The sequence below is a fragment of the Pantoea sp. Taur genome, from assembly GCF_009830025.1.
Taxonomy (GTDB): Bacteria; Pseudomonadota; Gammaproteobacteria; order Enterobacterales; family Enterobacteriaceae; genus Pantoea; species Pantoea communis.
Genome location: NZ_SZZZ01000007.1, coordinates 25,623 through 47,405, shown reverse-complemented (window position 1 = coordinate 47,405; position 21,783 = coordinate 25,623). Strand labels below are relative to the sequence as shown.

Sequence of the window (21,783 nt, the reverse complement as noted above, 5' to 3'; positions counted from 1 at the left end):
GAATGAGAAAGCAGAAACGTGATGATGGCGAGACTTCACCGGTATTGAATATGGCAAATTGAGAAAGTCAGAGAAAGATTACATCTTGCGTGCGTGGCTCCTTAGGAGCCGAGGAGCGTCGAATGCTGGCAATTCAAATCGTTACCGCTGTCGCGTTAGTTGCAGGTGCTGGGCGTCACTTTTTACGTTCAACTATGAACGATATAGATGATGACTATTAGGAATTGCCAACAGGAGGGCAAGGCATGGGGCCCTGCCCTCCGAGTAATTAGCCTTTATTAGCTGCCTGTACGTGCAGCATATCCAGCGCCAGTGTAGCCGCCGCCAGTGAAGTCAGATCAGCGTGGTCATAACCCGGCGCTACTTCCACCAGATCCATCCCGACGATGTTCATACCCTGCAAGCCACGAATCAGCTTGGTAGCTTTATCGCTGGTCAGTCCGCCGATCACTGGCGTGCCGGTGCCCGGTGCGTGTGCCGGATCCAGACAGTCGATATCAAAGGTCAGATACACCGGCAGATCGCCCACGGTGCGTTTCACTTCCGCCAGAATATCATCGACGCTGCGGTCGTTAACCTGTGCCGCATCCAACACGTTAAAGCCAAGGCTCTTGTCGAACTCAGTACGGATACCAATCTGCACAGAGTGATTCGGATCGATCAGGCCTTCTTTCGGCGCGGTGAAGAACATGGTGCCGTGGTCGAAGGTTGGACCGTTGGAGTAGGTGTCAGTGTGTGCATCAAAGTGCACCAATGCCATCTTACCGAAGTGCTTAGCGTGGGCACGCAGCAGTGGCAGCGTGACATAGTGATCGCCCCCGAAGGTCAGCATACGCTTACCGTTTGCCAACAGCTTCTCAGCGTGCGCCTGCAGTTTGTCAGAGAGATCCTGTGAATCACCGAATGCATAAACCAGATCACCACAATCCACCACGTTCAGGCGCTGACGCAGATCGAAGTCCCACGGCCAGCGGCAACCTTCCCATGCAAGGTTAGTGGAGATCTGGCGAATCGCGCCCGGCCCTAAACGGCTGCCCGGACGACCTGAAGTTGCGGCATCGAAAGGTACACCAGTGATCACCCACTCAGCATCGCTGTCGTAAGGCTGGAAGTTCACCGGGAAGCGCATGAAACCGAAGGCGTTAGAAACCAGGGAGTTATCGTACTGATTGCCCAGGGTGTTATACATAACTTGTCCTCTTTAGATCCGTGAGTCGGTTAGCCACTAAGGTATAGATGAAAAAAATCCCCTCCGCGTCGTTAGGCCCGACGAGGAAGGGATTTGTTATGCGTGATTATCGCGAAGAATCAGACGACCTGCAATCATCACCTTTGAAATGTAACAACTACTACTTTTTGTAAAAATCAGTGGATTGTCTCGTGAATGAATTGATTAGCAGTGTTGATTTTACGATACAGAGTGAGGTTAAGAGCAGAAACGATAAAATAAATTAAATTCAATATATTCAATCGCTTGTCATAAATTGGATGTATAGATTAGTTCAATAGGCCTTACAGATAATTTGCAAAATATTAATAGACGAAAACGTTTAGGATTATTTCGACATGATCTGTAACTTAAGCCGTCAAAATTAGGGAAAATTCTTACAGACAAGCAGGGACTAGCTGTTCAAGTGGATGGATTCATATCAACTCTAAACCATCTGATTGTGCTAAATGGCATCACGTCTATCGCGTATTCATCAGCTCTAATCTTTTGAATTTACGTAAAATATGCTGATTATTTCAGCGCCCTCGTCTGAAAAACTATAAACCTCCCCCCTACACCGCCCGTATTGCGTCCAGTGCATTGGTAGCTGTTAAGCCAGGGGCGGTAGCGTGTAAAAAACCCTCCCAATTCTCATGAGTTAAACAAATGGCCAGAAGTGGATTTGAAGTCCAGCAAGCTGCCGTAAAGGCGCTGTTCCTCCGTGAAATACGAACACGATTTGGTAAGTATCGATTGGGTTATTTTTGGGCGATACTGGAGCCAACAGCACATCTCTTGATATTGCTAACTATCTTCGGGTATGTGATGCACCGCACTATGCCAGACATCTCCTTTCCAGTGTTTTTAATTAACGGAATCATACCTTACTTTTTATTTAGCAATATAAGCAAACGTTCAATTAGCGCCATAGAATCGAACCTAGGTCTATTTAACTATCGACCTATAAAACCAATCGACACAATTATTGCACGAGTTATTCTAGAGTCAATTATATACGCAACTGTATATATGATAATCATGTTCACCTTAATATTAACAGGAGAAAAAATTATAGTAATGAATTTATTACAACTAATATGCTCATGGTTACTTTTAATATTTTTCTCTGGAAGCGTAGGTATAATATTCATGGTTGCAGGAAAAACAATACCTGAGACCCAGCGATTTCTTCCCATCATGTTAAAACCTCTATATTTTATTTCATGCATAATGTTTCCATTACACTCGATACCTAAAGAATACTGGTCATTCTTCCTTTGGAATCCAATAGTGCATGCTGTAGAACTAAGTCGGGAGGCTGTGGTAACAGGATATGTAAGTGATGGCGTAAGCTTGCAGTATTTATTTATATGCACGCTAGCAACTTTGTTTTTATCATTATCCATATATCAAATTCGTGAAAAAGAGATGTTGAGATCATGATAAAAATTGAAAATTTAACGAAATCTTACAAAACGCCTAATGGAAGACATTTTGTATTTAAAGATTTAAATATAGAAATCCCTTCAGATAAAAGCATTGCATTGATAGGGCGTAATGGTGCAGGAAAATCAACTTTATTGCGCATGATTGGAGGGATTGACATTCCTGATAAGGGAAGAATATTAACCCAGAAATCAATATCTTGGCCTGTGGGTCTTTCAGGCGGATTTCAGGGCAGCCTTACTGGGCGTGAGAATGTAAAGTTTGTCGCACGATTATACTCAAAGAATAATGAACTAAAAGACAAAGTAGATTTCGTAGAAAATTTTGCAGAGCTTGGTAAATATTTTGACATGCCGATTAAAACATATTCATCCGGAATGAAATCAAGATTAGGCTTTGGTCTCAGCATGGCATTTAACTTTGACTATTATTTAGTAGATGAAGTAACTGCAGTAGGTGATGCAAACTTCAAAAAGAAATGTTCAGCACTATTCAAATCTCGTCATTTAGAATCAAATTTTATCATGGTCTCACATAGCCTTAGATCATTGAAAGAATTTTGCGACGCTTCAATTTACATCGGTCGTAAAAATGAAGTTATATATTACAATGATATTAATGATGCAATAAATAATTATCTTGAGGATGAAATTGACAATAGTCCTGCAGATCATCCTTAACTAAGATAAGACTGAGCTAAAAATGAATTTAATTAAAAAATCACTATCAGTATTATTTTTTATATGTATTAGTAACGTGAATGCAGAACAAGCATGCATCATAAATAAAGAAATATCCGGAAATGTGACACTCAACAAACAATGCATTTATAACACCAGTATTTTAATCACCCAAAGCAATACTACTCTTGATTGCAATGGAGCAACAATAAATGCTAGTGATTTTAAAGACGGAATTACAGTTAGCTCCAACGGAAAAAAAACAAACAATATCTTAATCAAAAATTGCAAGATAGATTCAGCGCAAGATTCGGCTATAAGAGTATCGTGGCTGGGCCCTGACACTAAGAAAACTAATCAGCCAGACAGATATTTAAGAACCCCTCATGACATATCCATTGAAAATGTAGTTGTCACTAACTCGGGTAAAAATGGAATATTTTTAGATGATTTCACTTCGAACATTTCAGTCAAAAACTCGTTAATTTTAGGTTCTGCTGCAACCGGAATATATATTGAACATAATTCGATTCGAAACCTAATAATGAACAATACATTTATAGGCAATGGCTTTTCAAATGGAAAGGCCAAGAGAGAAGCGATTGCCATCGACTCGTCTGAAAAAAACACTATAGCTTTTAATACATTCGTTAGAAATGGATTAGGAGGAGTTTTTTTATACAAAAACTGTAGCGAAAAAATTCACTCTGGAAACCAAGAAATTAGGAAAATGCATTCAGATTTTAATCGGATACAAAACAACTTATTCAAAGGTGAAAAAGTCGGAATCTGGCTGGCATCAAGGAAGAATAAAAATCTGGAACATATGGATTGTGGGGATAGTTCAATTGATGGTTTAGGTAAGTTTTTCCCGGACTATGCTGACAACAATAATGTTAGCAATAATAAATTCATTTCAGTTGAGACTCCCATTATTGACAATGGAATTAACAACTCAATAACCAAAAATAACGACCAATAACTTTCTTAAAATCTCAAATAAACTTAAAAAATCCAACATGAGTAAACATAATGTATAAAAAAGCCAGAAAACTTTTTAAAAATCCAAATCTGTTTTTTGCCGATGCAATTCAAAACAAAAAACTGAAAAACTCCCTGAAAAATGAAGAAGTCTCATATGCCTTTCACATAAACGAATGGAAAAGACCAATCATAGAATCTTGGTTTCCAGAAAAAAAATTCGTATATGTCCCTTTTAATCTAAAAACAAAACAACAGATAGAAAGTTGGGTAAAAAGAATAACTAACTCTAAAAATTCAGAATTATTAATTTGGGGAATGAATTTACCCGAGCGTTTCTCTGCATTAAAAATAAAAAAAACCTTTGTTGAGGATGGCTTTATTCGCTCAATTGGTTTAGGGGCCTCCCATACCCCTCCTTTATCCCTCAACTTCGACTCGAAAACTCTATATTTTAATTCTAAAGAACCTTCGGATCTAGAGAACTTACTTAATACTTACGAATTCGATGATGCTTTAGTCAATCGAGCTAAAAGCATGAGAGAAAAACTACTTGAGCTTGGAATCAGCAAGTATAACAACTCTCAAAACATAGACATTGATAAAATTTATGGACCTAAAAACAAGAAAAGAATTCTGATTATTGGGCAAGTAGAGGATGATGCATCAATTAAATATGGCTCTTTAAAAAGATATACTAATAATGATATTGTAACAATTGCTCATCTTGAAAACCCTGGCGCTCAAATTATTTACAAGCCACACCCAGATGTCATTAATGGATTTAGGAAATTCAATTCTAACCCTGAAGATGTCAAGGATATCTGCCAGGTTATTATGGAAGATTTCCCTTTAAACCAAGCTTTACAGACAATTGACCATGTTTACACCATCTCGTCCCTATCTGGTTTTGAAGCATTAATGCGTGGGATACATGTAACTACATTAGGTTGCCCATTTTATTCTGGATGGGGGCTAACGGATGACAGGCAGCCCAATGAAAGGAGAACGAGAAAATTAACTCTTGATGAGGTATTTGCAGCTGCCTATATAATCTATCCTAAATACTTCGATCCAATATACAAAAAATACATTACACCTGAAGAATCACTAGATATTTTAATTAGTCAGAAGAAATCTTTCATTCAAAAGAAAAACCTCCCTGATCTTTCTGATAATGATGTTACTGTTTATGGTTTCCACATTAATGACTGGAAAAGACCAATTCTTAAAAGTTGGTTTCCAGATAAAAAATTCGTTTTTATCCCATTTAAATTACAAGATAAAGCTACCCGCGATATCTGGATAAAGAAAATAAAAAATACAAAAAATGCAGAGGTTATGATATGGGGCATGAAGGTTCATCCTGACTTTTTAAAAATCAATATCAAAAAGACATACATTGAAGATGGCTTCATTCGTTCTCTAGGGCTTGGTGCTTCTCATACAGCACCGCTATCATTAAACTTTGACTCCAGAACTTTATACTTCAATGCTCGTGAAGAATCAGATCTAGAAAACATCCTACAAAACAATTCATTTGATAAAGAACTAATTGAAAGAGCGAGAGAATTTAAAAACAATTTAATAAAATCAGGAATAAGCAAATATAACAATTCAGAAAAAGTTGATATTAGTAAAATATATGGAATTAAAAATAGAAAAAGAATTCTCGTCATTGGTCAAGTCGAAGATGATGCTTCGATTGAGTATGGTTCTAAAATAAAATACACAAATAACGATATTGTGATGATGGCTAGAATTGAGAACCCAGATGCTCAAATTCTTTACAAACCACATCCCGATGTTCTTAGTGGGTTTAGAAAATACCAATCAAATCCATCAGACGTAAAAAATATTTGCAGCGTCATTACCAATGATTTTCCACTTTCACAAGCCCTAGAGACCATTGATCATGTTTATACTATATCCTCATTGGCAGGCTTTGAAGCTCTGATTCGAGGCATTCACGTAACTACTCTTGGATGCCCATTTTACTCCGGTTGGGGTCTAACTGATGATCGACAAGAAAATTCAAGAAGAACCAGAAAATTAACTATTGATGAACTTTTTGCAGGTTCTTACATAGTATATCCAAAATACTTCGATCCTATTTATAGAAAATACATATCACCAGAGGAAGCTTTAAAATTCCTCAGCGAGATGAAGAAAATAAAAGATTCAAACCCAAAAATCGACATGACCTCCGCCAACATACGAACTGATGAAGAATCTATCGCAGATACCCTTTGCGATAAAACCAATGAACTTTTATCCTTAAGAGAACATATTCACTCATTAGAAAAGTCTATTTCTACGTTATCAAGAAAAATTGACAACCAATTAATAGAAGCGATGAAGGTAAAAAATGCATCTAATTAATGTTTATTGCCAAAACAAAGGTTGGCTTTTTAATGATCTTAAAGAAAAACTCACTACGTTTGGCTGCACACCATCAACTCTACCTTTTAAAAAAGCAGATATCTGGTTATGTATAAGATCATCAGAGTTAAAATTATCTCCTGATATTACTAGAACTATTGTTCAAGTCCATAATATGGAACCGCATGATATCCATTTATTTAATGCCGCACTTGGTGTGATTTTTACTCATCCAATGCAAGAATGGCTATGGAAACGAAGCGGTTTCAATGGAAGTTCGATTACAGTACCAATTGGTACACGCGCTGAAATAAAGCCCTTCAAAACAATTCCAGACCGACCAACCGTTGGATTTTTTTGTGGGGAAAATAAATTAGGTTGGAAAGGCTCATCAACATTTAAAAAAGTAGTGTTAGCCGCTAAAAAGGATTTCGATTTTGATGTTTTGATGATTGGCCGTGGATTAGAACACATAGAAGATTTGGGTGTATATGAAAAAAGGGCGGCCGGTCCTGATGATTATAGTCGTATTGATGTCCTATTTACTGCCTCAATCAGTCCCGGCGTGCCTTTAAGCGTTTATGAAGCTTGCGCCTGTGGGAAGTCAGTGGTCACTACTCCTAGGTGGTTCCCATCTGGGCGATGGACTACAGTTAAAACTGGCCAAAACAATCGTCAATTAGTTAATCATCTTAAAAACTCTTTACTAAATCGTGAAAAATATCTCGAGTCTTCAGAAAAACTCTCCTTTTCACCATATACTTTAGAAGATTGGACTGAAAAGAACATTAAATACTGTAATACACAACTCTCAAAAAGATTCGATTAATTAATCTTCCTGACAACCGGCGCGATGCAATTAAATTACCAACGAGACATTATGAAAAACATTAAAATAACCGGTAACGAAGGTGAGAACACAATTTCGGCTCAAGAAGTTAACGCAGTTGGTGAAAATCAATTCAACTTTTGGAGGAACTCTTCGGGAAACACTATCAATATTGGCGCTAACTTTTATTGTAATAATCTTAAGATTGTTTTCAAAGGAAACAATAACAGTCTAATAATTGGTGATAACGTCAAGTTTACTGGTCATATTCTTGTTGTTGGTTCAAATAGAAGAGTTATAATTGGAAACAATACAACGACGCAAGGTGTTTACATTCTTAGTCGAGATGAAAATGTGACAATTGGTGAAAACTGCATGTTCTCTCGCGAGATTGAAATAAGGTCTACAGATGTGCATAAAATATATGACCTAACAACCAATGAAAGGGTTAACCCTGCTCGGGAAATAATCATTGGGAATAATGTATGGGTTGCCGCAAGAGTAATAATATCTAAAGGCGCTACAATCCCTAATGGATGCGTAATAGGAGCATCCTCATTTGTAAACAAAGCATTCACAGAAGATAATACCATTATTGCTGGAACGCCAGCAAAAGTAGTAAAGAGAAACATTAGATGGGAGAGATAATTAAAAGCTCTTATACATCATCTGCAATTAATTTCTTTTTGATATCGATGGAATCGAAATTAATATAGGCATTAACTTTCACATTCCCTTTGTGATAATAAACGGCATTAACTTGAGAGGTTTCTAATAAATACCCCCTAAACTGCTTAAACAACTTCATATCCGGCTTAAACCCAGCCTGCCAAAACTGGTGCAAATGTCCTTGATACGTCAGCCCCTTAATGTCGTAGAGGGCATTGCCCATCACCTTCAGTGGCTTATTGTGAATCAGTGCTGAGATCCCTGCCGTACTGTTAATCGTGACCACCGCCTTAGCATGTGTCAGTAATTCCGGCATCGGCAAATCGTGCACATAGATTACACGGTCACTCACACCAAACTCTTTCCCTAAGCGCTTAATCAGCGGCCCATATAAACGATGACCGCGATCCATCGGATGGTGTTTGATCACTAAATGGCTATCTTTCGGTGCTTTGCGCGCGAAGGAATACATCACGTCATTAATATAATCACGTACATCGTCATAGCGGCTGTGGTTGCGGATCTGGCTGTCGTTGTACACCTGCAAGATTGCCAGGTAATATCGCTGATCCAGTTCTGACTGCAAACGCGGTAATACCTTACGCTGCATTACGCCGTAGAGCTGTTTGCGCCAGTAAGCACGAATCCAGCATTGCGCTTCATACCAGGGTGAGAAGGATTTGTGATGGCGATATTTATGGAACTCATGACGGTAGCGCCAGCCGACCAGATAATACCAGGTCGCATGGCCAATGCGCTTCATCGCAGAAGGTTTCAGGTGCTCCACCTGCGCAGCAGGAATCTCTGGCAGTTGACGATAGAAATCAGGGTCGCGCGGCAGTGAGGAGTGTGCATTCACCCCGCCCTCTTCCACCGTAATGAAGTGCGGACGCAGATACCCCTCTTCAAAAGCGAGGAAGCGAATACCCTTGGATTTCGCCCAACGCCCTGCAGCCTGATGCAATGGCCGGCAATCGCCAAAGCACAGAATCGTATCGAAGTCGTAGCTGGCATAAGTGTCGCGCAGCCAGCCTGGAAATTCCTTCGGCGTCTGTTCAAACGTCAGATATTCACGCTGGCGACAGTAAAACCGATCGCCACCGTTGAATACGACATTCACCGCTTCACGTCCCAATGATTCCAGCCAAACCGCCACATCATTGAAAAACGGTCCCATCGGTCCCTGAAGCAGCAGGTATTTTTTCCCAGACAGCAAAATGGTCAATGCATTACTGTGCATATTCAACCTTCATGGTTATTCATTATTGTCCGTAACCGGCTATCTTCAGCCGAACCTGACCTTAATAAACATCAGTAACTTGCGGTAATGACGGATAATCCGTCCCGCTTTCTTTTTTGTAATAAACATCTGTCTGCGTGGCGTATGAATGAGGTATTCAGCCGCTTCTTCCGCCGCAATCGGCTCAAGGCGCAGAGGATGGATGTAACTCGGATAAACAATAAATGCCTGATAGATCAGGTCTGATAGCAGCAAACGGCGACTACGACGACGGCAGCTGTGCTCATCCGTGGTGAGTCCCCAACCTGCATAAAATGGCAGGCCATAACAAAATACTTTCTTGCCGTGCAGCAGCGCTTCAAAACCCGAAAGCGACGTGAGCGTATGCAATTCGTCCGCAATCTGGATGCATTGAATGATGTCGGCGTCCAGCGCCTGGTAGTCAGCGAACTGTTCGACCTGTTCGGCAGGAATGTCGCCTTTGCGATTACCCACCAGCACATCAGGATGTGGCTTGTAGATCACGAAGGCATCAGGATTGCGCTCACGCACAGTGCGCAGCAGGCCGAGATTGGTATTGATGGAAACTGTGCCTGTAAGAATCGAAGCATCATCTTCAACCTGTCCCGGCACCAGAATCACTGTTTTACCCTGCGCGACAGCGGGCAACGTAAAATCCGCGCCAAGGTTGTACTTACTCAGCTTGCTCTCCACCAGGCGCTGTTGAAGCTTTTCTGCACGTAGCTGTTGAGCCAGCGTGAGTTGGCTGTGGTTCAGCAAGACTTCCAGGTCGCTTGGGCGAGTTGCATCGTAATAGATGCCGCGCTTATCCAGCACCAGTGAAAGTGGTGGCAACAAATCGGAACCCAGGCCAGATGACCGCAAGAAGCCATCTTCCATCCGCCACATCGGCAGCAAACGCCTGTTGGCTTCTTCCTGCCAGCGTTGCTCCCCTTTCACACCCCAGACAATGCACGCCGTCGCTGCTGAACAGCGGCGTGAGAAACTCAATTTATTCGCAGTGGTGCGTAAGAAAGGTTTGAGGATGGTGGATTTCCACAGCGTTAAGCCCGGCGCCCATAAATGCCCGTTACGCTGCTGCTGATGCCGACGTTGTAACTGCATCCAATGCAGCACAGTAAATAAGTCGCTGGCCACGCCAGTATGCGGATCGATATAACGGCAGTAACGCAGATATGCGGCGGCAAACAGTTCCACCAATGATGCGTTACCACGGCGCATTGCCAGCTCTTGAGCTTTCGGATGACGATCGTCAGTCAATCCCCAACCGGCGTACCACGGTTGACCAAAACAGGTCACCGGTTTGCCCGCGATCAGAGCTTCAAAACCGTACTGCGAGGTCATCACATAAACACGTGAAACGTGGCGTAACAGAGACTGCGGACTCACGTTGTCAGCCATCAGGTGCACGCGGTGCGTTGACTGGAGATTGGCGTAATAGCCTGCTTTCTTGCCTTGCAGCACATCAGGATGCACTTTGACCCAGATGATAGCCTGCGGGTTTTCTTTAATCGCGGCGTCCAGCATCGCCGTGAAATCATCGGCACCTGCATTGCCATAGGTGACGGACATATCGTTGAAGGTCTGATCGACCACCAACACCAGCTCAGGATTGAGGGCATCACCTGCGACAAAAGCCGGAGCCTGATTATATTTCGACAGATCCTCGGTCACGATGGTTTGCATCGCTTCACGCGCCTGTTCAGCTAAAACCTCATTACCGGCTTTATCCTGAATCAGTTTTTCCAGCGCACTTGGCTGGTTGGCATCGTAATAGATACCGCAATCGTCCATTACGATGGAGAGAGGCGGTGCACCGTTTACGCCGAGATCCAGTGAGCGGATAAAACCGTCTTCCAGACGGAGAACGGGTTTACCGGCAGCCTGAGCCAGCGCAACCGGTTTGGCGGCGCTGGGGCGATGTCCCCATACAGCTACCGTATCTATCTCCTGCGGGATCGGGCGCAGTGCAGAAAGTTTCTGACACGGTTGTGCCAAAAAATTTTCCAGCTGCGGAATGCGCCAGATACCGGAAGAGAAGATGCCAATCATGCGGTTTCCGCAAGCTCCTGTGCCATCAGCTTACGAACTTTGTCGAGGCAGGCTGGCGTATCAACGCCCGGCCCGGTTGCCGCGACTTCAAAAGCGCGAATCGCGATGCCCGCATTCATTAAACGCAGCTGCTCCAGTGACTCCGCCTGTTCCGGCATGGCTTCTGGTAGTTGGCTGTAGTTTTGCAGCACATCACGGCGATAGGCGTAAATCCCGACATGTTTTAGATAACGGGCTTTATCGGCATTACGCGGATAGGGAATCGGTGAACGGCTAAAGTAGAGTGCATCGCGGCGCGTATTCACCACCACTTTTACTGTGCTGGCTTCCAGCGCTTCTTCTGCAGAGATCGGGTGGCATAAGGTTGCCACTGGCAAGGCTGCGTCATCACGCATGCCCTGTACCAGATGCGCCACATCCTGCGGACGAATCATTGGTTCATCGCCCTGCAGATTGATATAGATATCCGCGTCAACATTCTGCATCACTTCTACCAGACGGTCAGTGCCCGATTCATGGTCATCGCGCGTCATGATCGCCTTACCGCCAAAATCGGCGACGGCCTGCATCACACGTTCATCATCGGTCGCTACCCACACTTCGTCCACGCCCGCCACTTGCAGCGCACGCTCATAGACGTGCTGGATCATCGGCTTGCCGACGATATCCAGCAAGGGTTTGCCCGGCAGACGCGAGGAGCCAAAACGAGCGGGGATCACAATCACTGCTTTGTTCATATCCATTCCTTAGATCGACAGAATCACTTTCGCACCCACCGCCAGCTGGTAGAGGATGGTGGAGATACCGCGTGTGACTTCGATGTTCTTCGATTCGTACTTCGGCAGCACCATCAGCTCGTCGCCTGGGTTCAGCGTGTCAACATCTTCACCGTTCTCGGCTGCACCGTTCTGACGAATCACCACAATCTTGGCGTTACCCGATTTCTGCGTCAGACCACCACATTTCTCGATGTAATCTTTCGGGCTCATGCCTTTTTCCCAGCTCACTGCGTTCGGGAACAGCACTTCGCCATGCACCATAACCAGCGAGGTTTTCTGCGGGATGTTAATCACGTCGCCATCTTCCAGCAGAATCGAATCGAGGTTCTTCTCGTTGAGGATCACTTCACCCTTCGGCACCACGTTGCGCGCTTTGTTGACGAAGCGGCTGATCAGCTGAGCTTCCTGCATGCGCAGGCTGGCTTCTTCTTTGGTGGAGGATTGGGCAGAGAGCGAGGCTTCTTCCAGTTTCTGCAGGGACAGATCCAGCATCTCTTTCTGACGCTGCGCCACAGAAGGACGGTAAAGCTGGATAGCACTCATTTCAGACATGCTGTTGGTGCGAATCTTCGCTAACACCGCACGCATGCTTGAACCGTATGGCAGCACCATCGCGTGTTCGCCAGAGTGCGCACCTTCGACGCGAACCTGAATGGTGCCGGCATAGCGATCGGTGCTGACAATCAGCGTATCGCCATCTTGCAACATGCGGCCCGGCGCAGAGCTGATCGGGTAATACTCGCTACGTTTCTGCAAGCCCTGCTGGCGGATAATAGTGATGTTAGTGGCGCCTGGCTTAGCACGCGCCCAGCTCAGCGCTTCCGTCACCGGAATGCTGCTGTCGCGGAATTCAAAGTCATAGCTGTTGAACACATCGCCCTGCACGCTAAAGGTGTGCTGACGCGGCCCCACCACGATGGTGTCACCATCGGCAAACTGTGACAGACCCAGCTTGCCGTTGAGCAAGAAGTCATACAGGTTGATGCTGGAACGCACGCGGTTGCCACGCTTCACCACGATATCGACATAGCTGCCGCGATCGGGATCGACGCCGCCCGCTTTAATCAGGTAGTTGAGCAGGGAATCAGAGGTCACACCGCCATATAGTCCAGGGCTGCGCACAAAACCGGTCACGTAAACCTTCACCGGCTGCGCCTGCAGCAGCGAGGCGTACACACTGACGTTAGCCTGATAAACCTGTTTGACCTTGGTGGTGATCAGCGCATTCAGCTGGCTGTTGCTGACACCTGCGACCTGAACCGGTCCCACATTCGGAAGGAAGATATTGCCCTTCGGATCAACCTGTAACGCGCCATCAAAAGTGAACGCGCCCCACAAGCGTACCTGAATGCTGTCGCCGGGATTAAGCACATAGCCGGGGTTGAAGCCGACGGTTGCGCCGCTATCGGCGCTGGTGACGTTAAACAGCTGTGCGCCAAACATGCGGCTCATCATCGCCGGTGCTAGCGGGCGCGGGGTGTTATCAAACCCATCGCTGCTCTGCACCTGACTCTGCTGACCGGTGAGGAACGAAGGCAACGGTGCCGCACCGGTCAGATTCGGGTCGGCATTAATATCGACGGCCGCACTGGCGGAGGTGGCTTGCCACACGGCAAGCAGTAACAGTGACTTCAATAATTTCATGACGAACTCAATTAATCCCGGTGATCTTCAATAACGGCTAACAGCAGTTTCAGGGTGCCGAACAGTAAGCAGCACACCAGCAACCAGCAGGCGATCAAATAAGGGGTATTGGGGAATGTGGATTCCTGCGGCTGCTGCGGTGAGCTAATCACCGACAAGACTTTCAGCTTGCGCGCCGCTTCCACGCGGGTTTTCTCAATCGAAGTCAGTGCCAGCTTGTACAGCTCAGTATCAAACGCCACCTTCGATTTAATCTCTTCAAAATCCACCGCCATACGGTTCAGCTTGTGGCCCTGAGGCGCGGTGATTTTGCTTTTTTCAGCGTCAATCTGCGCTTGTAAGGAGGAGATCGCGTTTTGCGCACTCACCACCTGCGGCGCGTCATCACGCAGATAGGTCAGCAGGTTACGCAGATCGGCTTCCATCTGGATCTTTTGACCCATCAGGGTATTGACCAGGGTGCTGGCGGCAAGAGCCTGCGCTTCCGGGTCCAGCACGTTGTTGCTGTTCTGGTAAGCGAGCAATTCACTTTTGCTGGCATCCAGTCGAACGCGTGCTTTCTCCATCTCCGCTTCAGCAAACGAAAGCTGATCGCGCGCGATGCGGTGCGACAGTTCGTTGATAAAGCGCTCGGATTCTTTCAACACGGCCTGATTAAACTTCAGCGCAAATTCTGGGCTGAAGCCTTGCGTCTGGATATCCAGCAGGCCGGTTTTGTCGTCGTAAGCGATGCTGATGCGGTCACGGTAATACTGCAGGAAGCGCTCGGCGGTCTCTTCCTTCGCCAGATGGTTGAGGAAATCCAACCCGCTATGGCTAAAGGCTTCATGGAAGTCGAGTTGCTTATCCAGCACCCGGAGCATGTCCGGTGAATTGATGTACTCCTTGAGGTAGAGCGCATCTTCGGCGGAACTGGGATTAGAGGCACCCAGCAACAAGCCAAAATTAAGACTACTGCTGCTGAGATCGTCCGAACGTTTTATCGCGACTTTGGATTCGCTCATATAGCGCGGCTGGCTGAAGATCACGAGATAGATCAGTAGCAGCGCCATCGGCAGCAGAATGATAATTTTCGCCTGGTGCTTCTGGATTTCCGCCAGTGAAATGGCAGGAAAACGCGAACGCATCGTGGATGCGGCGGACTTCACTTTCATCAACATGGAACTATCATCAAATTTTATTGGGGTGCTCAGGCACGTGTTGAGGTACGACTTGCGGCTCACCGCGCGACACACCCATTCATGTCCGGCTAGTCGAAAATTCGTACCAATCCGGTGATCTTATTGAGTTTATTAGTAACTAAAAGCGCAGAAACGCGATGCTTTTGCATCTTTTCCTCTGCTTCAAAAATCATGGTTTCTTCTGGCAGAGTCAGCGGCTGACGCGTCATCATCTGTTCAGCCGTGGCAGATGCCAGCGCATCCTCTTTTTCCATAAAGCGGCGCAGGTCACCGTCAGTGATAATGCCTGCCAGATTTCCCGCTGCGTCCTCGACCACCACCATGCCCTGACAGCCACTGGTGATTTTCTGAATGACCGTTTTGAAAGGTGCGTCGATATTTACTGTCGGCACATCACGCTGCATCACATCCACTACGCGCGTCAGTAAACGACGCCCCAGCGAACCGCCTGGGTGGTAACGGGCAAAGTCATCAGGCATGAATTTACGTTGGTGAATCATCGCCACCGCCAACGCATCGCCTATTGCCATAGTCAGGGTGGTGGAGGTCGTCGGCGCGAGATTATTGGGGCAGCTTTCGCTTTCCATGTTGAGTTCCAGCACCGCATCAGCGTTCTTAGCCAGAGTGGAGTCACCGTTATTGGTAATCGCCACAATGCGGTTGCCGAAGTTTTTCAGCGAGGGCACTAACTTGAGGATTTCATCGGTTTCGCCACTGGCGGAGATCAAAATCAACAGGTCATACGGAGTTATCATCCCGAGGTCGCCATGGAAGGCTTCGGCAGGATGAATAAAGAAGCTGGGTGTTCCGGTAGAGGCTAACGTGGCGGACATCTTGCGGCCCACATGGCCTGACTTACCCATACCGGACAGAATCACGTGGCCTTTGCAGTTCATGATCAGGTGCAGCGCATTTTGATATTGCTGGCTATCAAGTTGCTGCGAAAGGTTGCTCAGCGCGGCACCTTGTTCGGCCAGAGTTTTACGCACTGAGTCGATTAACAGCGGCTCAATGAATCCGCTTTGCTGCTCCTGAAAAACAACCTGCTTCATGTCAGTTCCTTTGCATGTGGTTTTAGCAAATGCTCTCGCCACGCTCCCAAACTCGTGGATGCATAACGGCTAATTTTGTTAACGTTTCTGTTCTATCCCACCTGAAACCCAGGCGGTTTATCTCGCTGCGTGACAAGTTAAGGCGTGCGCATAAGCATCCGCTTAACGGGTAGTGAGGTAAGCTCTTTTTATTATTTTTCACTGCGACGCTCACAGCAAAATCTGAGGTGAGCAAGGGATAGAAATTCGACACTCTATGTAACATACAGCAACAGGCGGCACAAGAATTTTAAGCATATTCTTATTGAACCCTTATCATTTTAACGGTCAATCCTTAACCACTGAAAAGGTATTACTGGCATAAAACGCTTTAATTCATCTGGTTAACGAAGGTTTAAGTCAAATTACCAACACGCCTCACTAATTCGCACTAAAATTTTCTAAAAATGTCAAAAAGCTTCCAGTAATTACCATTGCAACCCTTCAGGTCAAAGAAAACCGAGAAAACTCCCTGAGAATAGCCTTGGTTAGCTGTATCCTGTCAGTATTAAATTTGGCGAACAGGTTAGCGCTGATACTGGATAAAAAATGTCACCTCCTCACAAAAAGGCACCTGTCTGCCACCGCTCAAAACATCAATTTCCTTTAAGTCACCCAACCCACAGACACAAAAAAGCCGCCGTTGACTCCTCAACGGCGGCTCTTAAACATCGAGATTTTGCGATTAGCGCTCGCGCATCGCCTCTTTGGCTTTGTTAAACGGTTTCACCAGATAATCCATGATGGTCTTCTCGCCGGTCTTGATATCTACCGTGGAAACCATCCCCGGACTGATCGAGTAGCGTTTACCGGCCTTGTTCTGCACGTAGTCGTTGTCAGTGCGAATGAACACGCGGTAGTAGTAAATCTCTGGCTTCACCTCATCCTGAATGGTATCCGGTGAAATGCTTTCCACCACACCGTTCATCCCACCATAAATCGCGTAGTCATAAGCTGAGATCTTCACCACCGCGCGTTGACCGGGGTGGATAAAGGCGATATCACGCGGTGACAGGCGCGCTTCAATCAGCAAACGGTCGTTGAGTGGCACGATATTCATCAGTTCGCCGTTGGGAGGAATCACCCCGCCGACCGTGGAGACTTTGATGTTTTTCACAATGCCGTTCATCGGCGCACGGATGGTCAGGCGCGTCACCGTATCTTCACGCCCTTTGATCACTTCAGCCAGGCTGTCCGCTTCAGCACTGGCTTTCGCCAGCTCCTCACGCGCCTGCACATAGTATTGCGAGCGCATGTCAGTGAGTTTCAGCTCCAGATCCGATTTATCGCGCTGCAAACGCAGCACTTCAACGCTACTGGCGGCGCCGGTTTTGGCCAGCTTTTGCGTGATCGCCAATTCCTTGTTGGCCAACGCCAGCGACTCGTTGAACTGCCTGGTTGAGTCAGTAAGCTGAGCGCGTTTGGTTTTGTACAACCGCGTCTCGGAGGCAATCAAATCGGGATAAGCTTTGAGTTCATTGGGGAACGTGAGGGGATCGTCGTTGACCTCGGCTCTCAGGCGCGATGCCGCCGCCAGTGCCGCCCGATAGCGCGCCGCACTCTCGCCGACGCTGGATTGAGAACGTGTGGCATCCAGACGCGCCACCACCTGCCCCGCTTTCACCCGATCGCCTTCGTGCACATAAAGCTCGGTAAGGATGCCGCCTTCTAAGGATTGCAGCACCTGATCACGTGAGCTCGGGATCACTTTGCCAGTGCCGGTTGAGACTTCATCCAGTACGCCAAACCAGGCCCACACCAGCGATATCAGGATCAACGCGGCGCTGATGGTGATCAGCCTGACCGCACCGGTGTAGTGGGTCTCAGATTTCAGCTCCCCCAACAGATCGTCAGAGGAATCGACTTCTGCCGCGGTGACCAGTCGCAGTTTGCCGGGAAGTTGCTTCATCATGGACGCACCTCCGGTGGGTTACCGCCGGCACGTGGTGGCGGCAACGCATTCTCTTTCGGGCTGTCCATCACCAGTTGCCCATCTTTCAGCACCAGCACGCGATCCACCAGCGCAAGGATCGCCGCACGGTGCGTCGCCACGATCAGCGTGCGGCCATTCAGCCACGCGCCCAGACGTTCGATGAACTCCTTCTCGGTATGATCATCCAGCGCCGCCGTGGGTTCATCCAGCAGGATAATGTTGGGATCGCGCAACAGCATGCGAGCCAATAGTACTGACTGGCGCTGGCCGCCTGATAAGCCTACCCCGCCTTCCATTACCGGATGATCGAGACCGAGTGGCAAACGACGAATGAAATCCGCCCCGCCGCTGACCGTTAATGCACCGAAGATGGCATCGTCAGTCGCGTGGGCCGCGCCCATGGTGAGGTTTTCACGCAGCGTGCCGTGGAACAGGCGTGCGTTTTGCGTCATTAAACCCACGTTGCGGCGCACATCCGACACATCAATATGCGGCAGGCTGAGGTTATCCAAACGAAGTTCGCCGCCCACCAGATCCATGCCGCCGATCATCGCCTGCAGCAGCGTCGATTTACCGGATCCGTTACGACCCAGCACGGCAATACGCTCACCCGGTTTGATGGTCAGGCTTTTGATGCGCAGTGCAACGGTGAGTGAATCGGTGTAGTAGCGGAACATCGCATCATTGAACTGATAATGACCGAACAGTACCGGACAGTGGATACGCGTCTCGTCTTTGCTGTTCTCCACCGGCAGGTTCATCAACGCATCGAGACTGCCTTTGGCGGCTTTCACCTGTTGCCAGCGTGCCAGCACACCACACAGCGTCGCCATGGGGGCAATCATGCGCGAAGAGAGCAGCGAAGCCGCAACAATCGCACCGGTGGTGATATCACCGTTGATCACCATCGGCGCACCGACCACGATCACGCTGGCATACACCAGCCCCTGAACGGTCACACCCCAGCTGATAAGCGAATGCATCACTTTGCGCATCTCCACACCAGATTGCGCGGTAATGCGAATGTAGCTATTCCACTGCTGCAGGAAGCGGTCTTCCGCCTGCATCAGCTTGATATCTTCCAGCCCTTGCACGCTCTCAACCAACACCGCATTGCGCAGCGTCGATTCTTTCAGGTTTTGCTGTGCCAGCTTTGCCAGCTTCTTCTGGCTGAGAATGCCAGGCAGCACCATCAGGAGCACCGAAATGGGTGCGATCCACGCCAGCTGCGGCGCGATGATCGCCATCACCAGCATAAACAGCAGGAAGAACGGCATATCGACGATGGCGGAAACTGTCGTGGAGGTCACCATCTCACGGATCGATTCCAGCTCGCGCAGCTGCGAAATAAAGGTGCCGGTGGAACGCGGCACCGCACTGTTACGCAGCCGCAGCGCATGGCCAAACACGCGATCCGAGACGCGCATATCCGCACGTTTCCCCAGCAGATCGGTAACGTGATCGCGCCCGACACGCAGGATGTAGGTGAACACCACCGAGATAATCACCCCAATGTAGAGCACATACAACGTCGGATAGGATTGTGACGGGATTACCCGGTCATAAACCTGCATCGAGAAGATGATGCCAACCATCGCCATCAGGTTGATCAGGAACGACGCCAGCATCACATGGCTGTAAGGCCGCAGGTCGTGTAGCACCAAACGGCGCAGCCAGTCAGGTTTTACCGTGGCCAGATAGCGATCGACGCGGCTGTCTTTGGCGGCGGTCACCGGACGGAGTGCAGCGGCAAAACGAATTTCAGGCAGTAGCGTTTCCAGCGCAACGGGTGAAGGTTGCTCATCTCCCGAGAAATGCACACGCACTTCATCTTCACCATCGAAGCTGGTGATGACACCCACCTGCCCGTCTGCCAACTCGACCGCCAGCGGCAAACGCCAGCTGGTGATTTCCCACTTATTCTCCTCGTACAGCTGGAGCGATAATCCCGCCTGTCGTGCTAAATGGCGCAACGCTTTGTCACGCGTCTGTTTACCCTGCCACTCGGCGGCGGCCATGATCATGCCCGGTGAACAGGGCAACCGATAATGGGTGGCGATCTGAATGATCGCCGTCGCCCATCCATTTAACGGAACGTGACCGTCGGCACCACTGCTGGTATCACCATTCGGGGCATCGGGAATTTGTAATTGGGTCATGGCTGGATCTCCACATTCTGGATCCGCTGATTATTCAAAGCGAACGCCGATCGGATATGCCCGGTGCTGTATAAGCAGTCGAGTTGCAACGATCGTAATTGACTGATGGTTTGCTGCAGGGTGAAACGGGTCTGGAATACTTCCTGCTCGGCGTTCAGCACGTCCAGCAGCGGACGGGTGCCGAGTTGCAGATACTGATCCTGATAGAGCTGCTGGGTTTTCTCACCCAGCGTCTGTTGCCGCCCCATAATCGCCAGACTCTGCGACAAGCTAAGGGCTGCACTTTGCGATTCACTGAGTTGCTGCCGTGCTTTCAGGCGCGCGGAGTTGACGGCCGCGTTGGCCGCTTGCAAGGCGTTGGCAGCGGCGTCACGCGCGGCAGTGATCCCGCCTCCCTGATAGATCGGCATCTCCACTTTGACGAAGGCCTGATACTGAGTGCGATCGAGCGTTTCACTGCCGGAGTAATGATTGTTGAGGTAGTGCGTCACCTGGGGTTCCAGCGAAATCGTTGGCAGGTTCTGCGCGTTAGCATTATCCAGTTTTGCCTGTGCCTGATTGGCCTGTGCCCATGCCGACAGCACTGCCGGGTTGAGTTTGTCATCCGCTTTACCCACCGCGCAGGAGCGCGTCAGGTTCACCGGAAAATCCTCATTCACTTTCTTCACCAGCGGCCAACCGAGATAGGTCGCCAACGTGGCACGCCAGCGATCGAGGTTGGCCTGATACTGAATCAGCGTGGTGCGCGCCCCTTCAATACGCGCATCAGTTTGCGTGGCATCGGAGAGCGAAGCCGCGCCTTCATCATTTCGCTGACGGGCCAGATCGCCAATTTTGCTCAGTGCATCGAGCTGCTGCTGGGCAATTTTCACCAGTTGCTGATAGCCCTGCACTTCCACCAGCGCGGAAGCCGTGTCATGTGCCACCGTATCAATACTCACCAGCACGTTGGCTTGTTCCATCGCCACGCCAGCTTCAGCGGATCGCACCGAGCTGCTAACTTTGCCAAAGTCATACAGCATCTGTGAAACCGATAATACAAACGATGGGCTGAACCCCTTCTCGGTATAGGCATTGCTATAGCCGTTGTTCATCCCGCCACTGATCTGCGGATAATATTTGGCTTTCGCCACATCAACCTGATTGGCCTGTTCCAGCATTTTACCGACCGCTTGTGCGATGTCCGGATGCCACTGAATGGCTCGCTGTACAGCCTGGTTAATCGTGAGTGAATCGGGGACGTGGGCCAATGCGGGTTCGGCCACTTCACCGGTTAATGACGGCAGATCCTGCTGCTGTTGCGCCAGGCCTGCGGAGGTGATTCGGCTGGCCGAGGTGAGCGCATCACTGGCAGCCATAAGTTGTGAACAATGAAATAAAGCGATGCCCGCACAGAAGACGCTGAGCTTAGAGTAACGGCGAGTTGGAGCGCCTGATTGCATCAAATCCATCGATAATCCACCAGTCAGTAAAAGGAAAGGGGCTC

General features: G+C 47.8%; 16 protein-coding genes. 6 read left to right on the top strand and 10 right to left on the bottom strand.

The features are described 5' to 3' along the window. Positions 1-268 precede the first annotated feature (268 nt). Positions 269-1,189 (bottom strand): agmatinase, encoded by a 921-nt coding sequence (gene speB, locus FD744_RS11650; protein WP_034823229.1) that lies wholly within the window; start codon positions 1,187-1,189, stop codon positions 269-271. Between the two features lie 687 nt (positions 1,190-1,876). Here speB and FD744_RS11645 point away from each other — a divergent pair. From FD744_RS11645 to FD744_RS11615, 6 genes are read left to right on the top strand one after another with little or no spacing between them, the layout of a single operon-like run. Continuing rightward, entirely contained in the window at positions 1,877-2,653 is a 777-nt protein-coding gene (locus FD744_RS11645) for an ABC transporter permease (protein ID WP_160868284.1), read from the top strand. After that, positions 2,650-3,336, top strand: coding sequence for an ABC transporter ATP-binding protein (locus FD744_RS11640; protein ID WP_160868283.1), 687 nt, complete (start codon positions 2,650-2,652; stop codon positions 3,334-3,336). The genes FD744_RS11645 and FD744_RS11640 overlap by 4 nt, the downstream gene beginning before the upstream one ends. A 22-nt stretch (positions 3,337-3,358) precedes the next feature. After that, positions 3,359-4,318 carry a NosD domain-containing protein gene (locus FD744_RS11635; protein ID WP_160868282.1) on the top strand — a complete coding sequence of 320 codons (960 nt, stop codon included), beginning with the start codon at positions 3,359-3,361 and terminating at the stop codon, positions 4,316-4,318. A gap of 50 nt (positions 4,319-4,368) precedes the next feature. Next, positions 4,369-6,699 carry a capsular polysaccharide biosynthesis protein gene (locus FD744_RS25355; RefSeq protein WP_202403492.1) on the top strand — a complete coding sequence of 777 codons (2,331 nt, stop codon included), beginning with the start codon at positions 4,369-4,371 and terminating at the stop codon, positions 6,697-6,699. Further along, positions 6,686-7,528, top strand: a complete 843-nt coding sequence (locus tag FD744_RS11620; RefSeq protein ID WP_160868281.1) for a glycosyltransferase — start codon at positions 6,686-6,688, stop codon at positions 7,526-7,528. Before FD744_RS25355 ends, FD744_RS11620 begins: the two co-directional genes overlap by 14 nt. Positions 7,529-7,579: 51 nt before the next feature. Next, positions 7,580-8,176: an acyltransferase gene (locus tag FD744_RS11615; RefSeq protein WP_160868280.1), complete on the top strand. Its 597-nt coding sequence runs from the start codon at positions 7,580-7,582 to the stop codon at positions 8,174-8,176. A gap of 10 nt (positions 8,177-8,186) precedes the next feature. On the opposite strand, the gene FD744_RS11610 is transcribed toward FD744_RS11615, so the two are convergent. The 9 genes from FD744_RS11610 to FD744_RS11570 form a co-directional block, all read right to left on the bottom strand. Then, on the bottom strand, positions 8,187-9,437 hold the full coding sequence (locus tag FD744_RS11610) for a capsule biosynthesis protein (protein ID WP_160868279.1): 1,251 nt from the start codon (positions 9,435-9,437) through the stop codon (positions 8,187-8,189). A gap of 45 nt (positions 9,438-9,482) precedes the next feature. Further along, the gene (locus FD744_RS11605) at positions 9,483-11,510 is read right to left on the bottom strand and encodes a capsular polysaccharide biosynthesis protein (RefSeq protein WP_160868278.1); all 2,028 of its coding nucleotides are present in this window, start codon (positions 11,508-11,510) and stop codon (positions 9,483-9,485) included. Then, a complete protein-coding gene (kdsB, locus tag FD744_RS11600) occupies positions 11,507-12,247 on the bottom strand; it encodes a 3-deoxy-manno-octulosonate cytidylyltransferase (protein WP_160868277.1) in 741 nt (246 codons plus the stop codon). Before kdsB ends, FD744_RS11605 begins: the two co-directional genes overlap by 4 nt. Positions 12,248-12,256: 9 nt before the next feature. After that, positions 12,257-13,933, bottom strand: a complete 1,677-nt coding sequence (locus tag FD744_RS11595) for a polysaccharide biosynthesis/export family protein (RefSeq protein ID WP_160868276.1) — start codon at positions 13,931-13,933, stop codon at positions 12,257-12,259. Positions 13,934-13,944: 11 nt separating this feature from the next. Next, positions 13,945-15,093, bottom strand: a complete 1,149-nt coding sequence (locus tag FD744_RS11590; RefSeq protein ID WP_160868275.1) for a capsule biosynthesis protein — start codon at positions 15,091-15,093, stop codon at positions 13,945-13,947. A gap of 89 nt (positions 15,094-15,182) precedes the next feature. Then, complete coding sequence (locus FD744_RS11585) at positions 15,183-16,166, bottom strand: SIS domain-containing protein (protein ID WP_160868274.1); 984 nt, start codon at positions 16,164-16,166, stop codon at positions 15,183-15,185. Positions 16,167-16,890: 724 nt separating this feature from the next. Further along, positions 16,891-18,114, bottom strand: a complete 1,224-nt coding sequence (locus FD744_RS11580; protein ID WP_373424391.1) for an HlyD family type I secretion periplasmic adaptor subunit — start codon at positions 18,112-18,114, stop codon at positions 16,891-16,893. Beyond that, the gene (locus FD744_RS11575) at positions 18,114-20,297 is read right to left on the bottom strand and encodes a type I secretion system permease/ATPase (RefSeq protein WP_160868272.1); all 2,184 of its coding nucleotides are present in this window, start codon (positions 20,295-20,297) and stop codon (positions 18,114-18,116) included. The genes FD744_RS11580 and FD744_RS11575 overlap by 1 nt, the downstream gene beginning before the upstream one ends. Then, positions 20,294-21,655: a TolC family outer membrane protein gene (locus tag FD744_RS11570; protein WP_370529976.1), complete on the bottom strand. Its 1,362-nt coding sequence runs from the start codon at positions 21,653-21,655 to the stop codon at positions 20,294-20,296. Before FD744_RS11570 ends, FD744_RS11575 begins: the two co-directional genes overlap by 4 nt. Between the last annotated feature and the right edge of the window lie 128 nt (positions 21,656-21,783).

Excerpts from the sequence above, each read along its gene's own strand:
- speB (WP_034823229.1), bottom strand. The coding sequence starts at position 1,189 with ATGTATAACACCCTGGGCAATCAGTACGATAACTCCCTGGTTTCTAAC.
- FD744_RS11610 (WP_160868279.1), bottom strand. The coding sequence starts at position 9,437 with ATGCACAGTAATGCATTGACCATTTTGCTGTCTGGGAAAAAATACCTG.
- FD744_RS11580 (WP_373424391.1), bottom strand. The coding sequence starts at position 18,114 with ATGAAGCAACTTCCCGGCAAACTGCGACTGGTCACCGCGGCAGAAGTC.
- FD744_RS11645 (WP_160868284.1), top strand. The coding sequence starts at position 1,877 with ATGGCCAGAAGTGGATTTGAAGTCCAGCAAGCTGCCGTAAAGGCGCTG.
- FD744_RS11585 (WP_160868274.1), bottom strand. The coding sequence starts at position 16,166 with ATGAAGCAGGTTGTTTTTCAGGAGCAGCAAAGCGGATTCATTGAGCCG.
- FD744_RS25355 (WP_202403492.1), top strand. The coding sequence starts at position 4,369 with ATGTATAAAAAAGCCAGAAAACTTTTTAAAAATCCAAATCTGTTTTTT.
- FD744_RS11590 (WP_160868275.1), bottom strand. The coding sequence starts at position 15,093 with ATGTTGATGAAAGTGAAGTCCGCCGCATCCACGATGCGTTCGCGTTTT.
- FD744_RS11575 (WP_160868272.1), bottom strand. The coding sequence starts at position 20,297 with ATGACCCAATTACAAATTCCCGATGCCCCGAATGGTGATACCAGCAGT.
- FD744_RS11635 (WP_160868282.1), top strand. The coding sequence starts at position 3,359 with ATGAATTTAATTAAAAAATCACTATCAGTATTATTTTTTATATGTATT.
- FD744_RS11595 (WP_160868276.1), bottom strand. The coding sequence starts at position 13,933 with ATGAAATTATTGAAGTCACTGTTACTGCTTGCCGTGTGGCAAGCCACC.
- FD744_RS11640 (WP_160868283.1), top strand. The coding sequence starts at position 2,650 with ATGATAAAAATTGAAAATTTAACGAAATCTTACAAAACGCCTAATGGA.
- kdsB (WP_160868277.1), bottom strand. The coding sequence starts at position 12,247 with ATGAACAAAGCAGTGATTGTGATCCCCGCTCGTTTTGGCTCCTCGCGT.
- FD744_RS11605 (WP_160868278.1), bottom strand. The coding sequence starts at position 11,510 with ATGATTGGCATCTTCTCTTCCGGTATCTGGCGCATTCCGCAGCTGGAA.
- FD744_RS11570 (WP_370529976.1), bottom strand. The coding sequence starts at position 21,655 with ATGGCTGCCAGTGATGCGCTCACCTCGGCCAGCCGAATCACCTCCGCA.
- FD744_RS11615 (WP_160868280.1), top strand. The coding sequence starts at position 7,580 with ATGAAAAACATTAAAATAACCGGTAACGAAGGTGAGAACACAATTTCG.
- FD744_RS11620 (WP_160868281.1), top strand. The coding sequence starts at position 6,686 with ATGCATCTAATTAATGTTTATTGCCAAAACAAAGGTTGGCTTTTTAAT.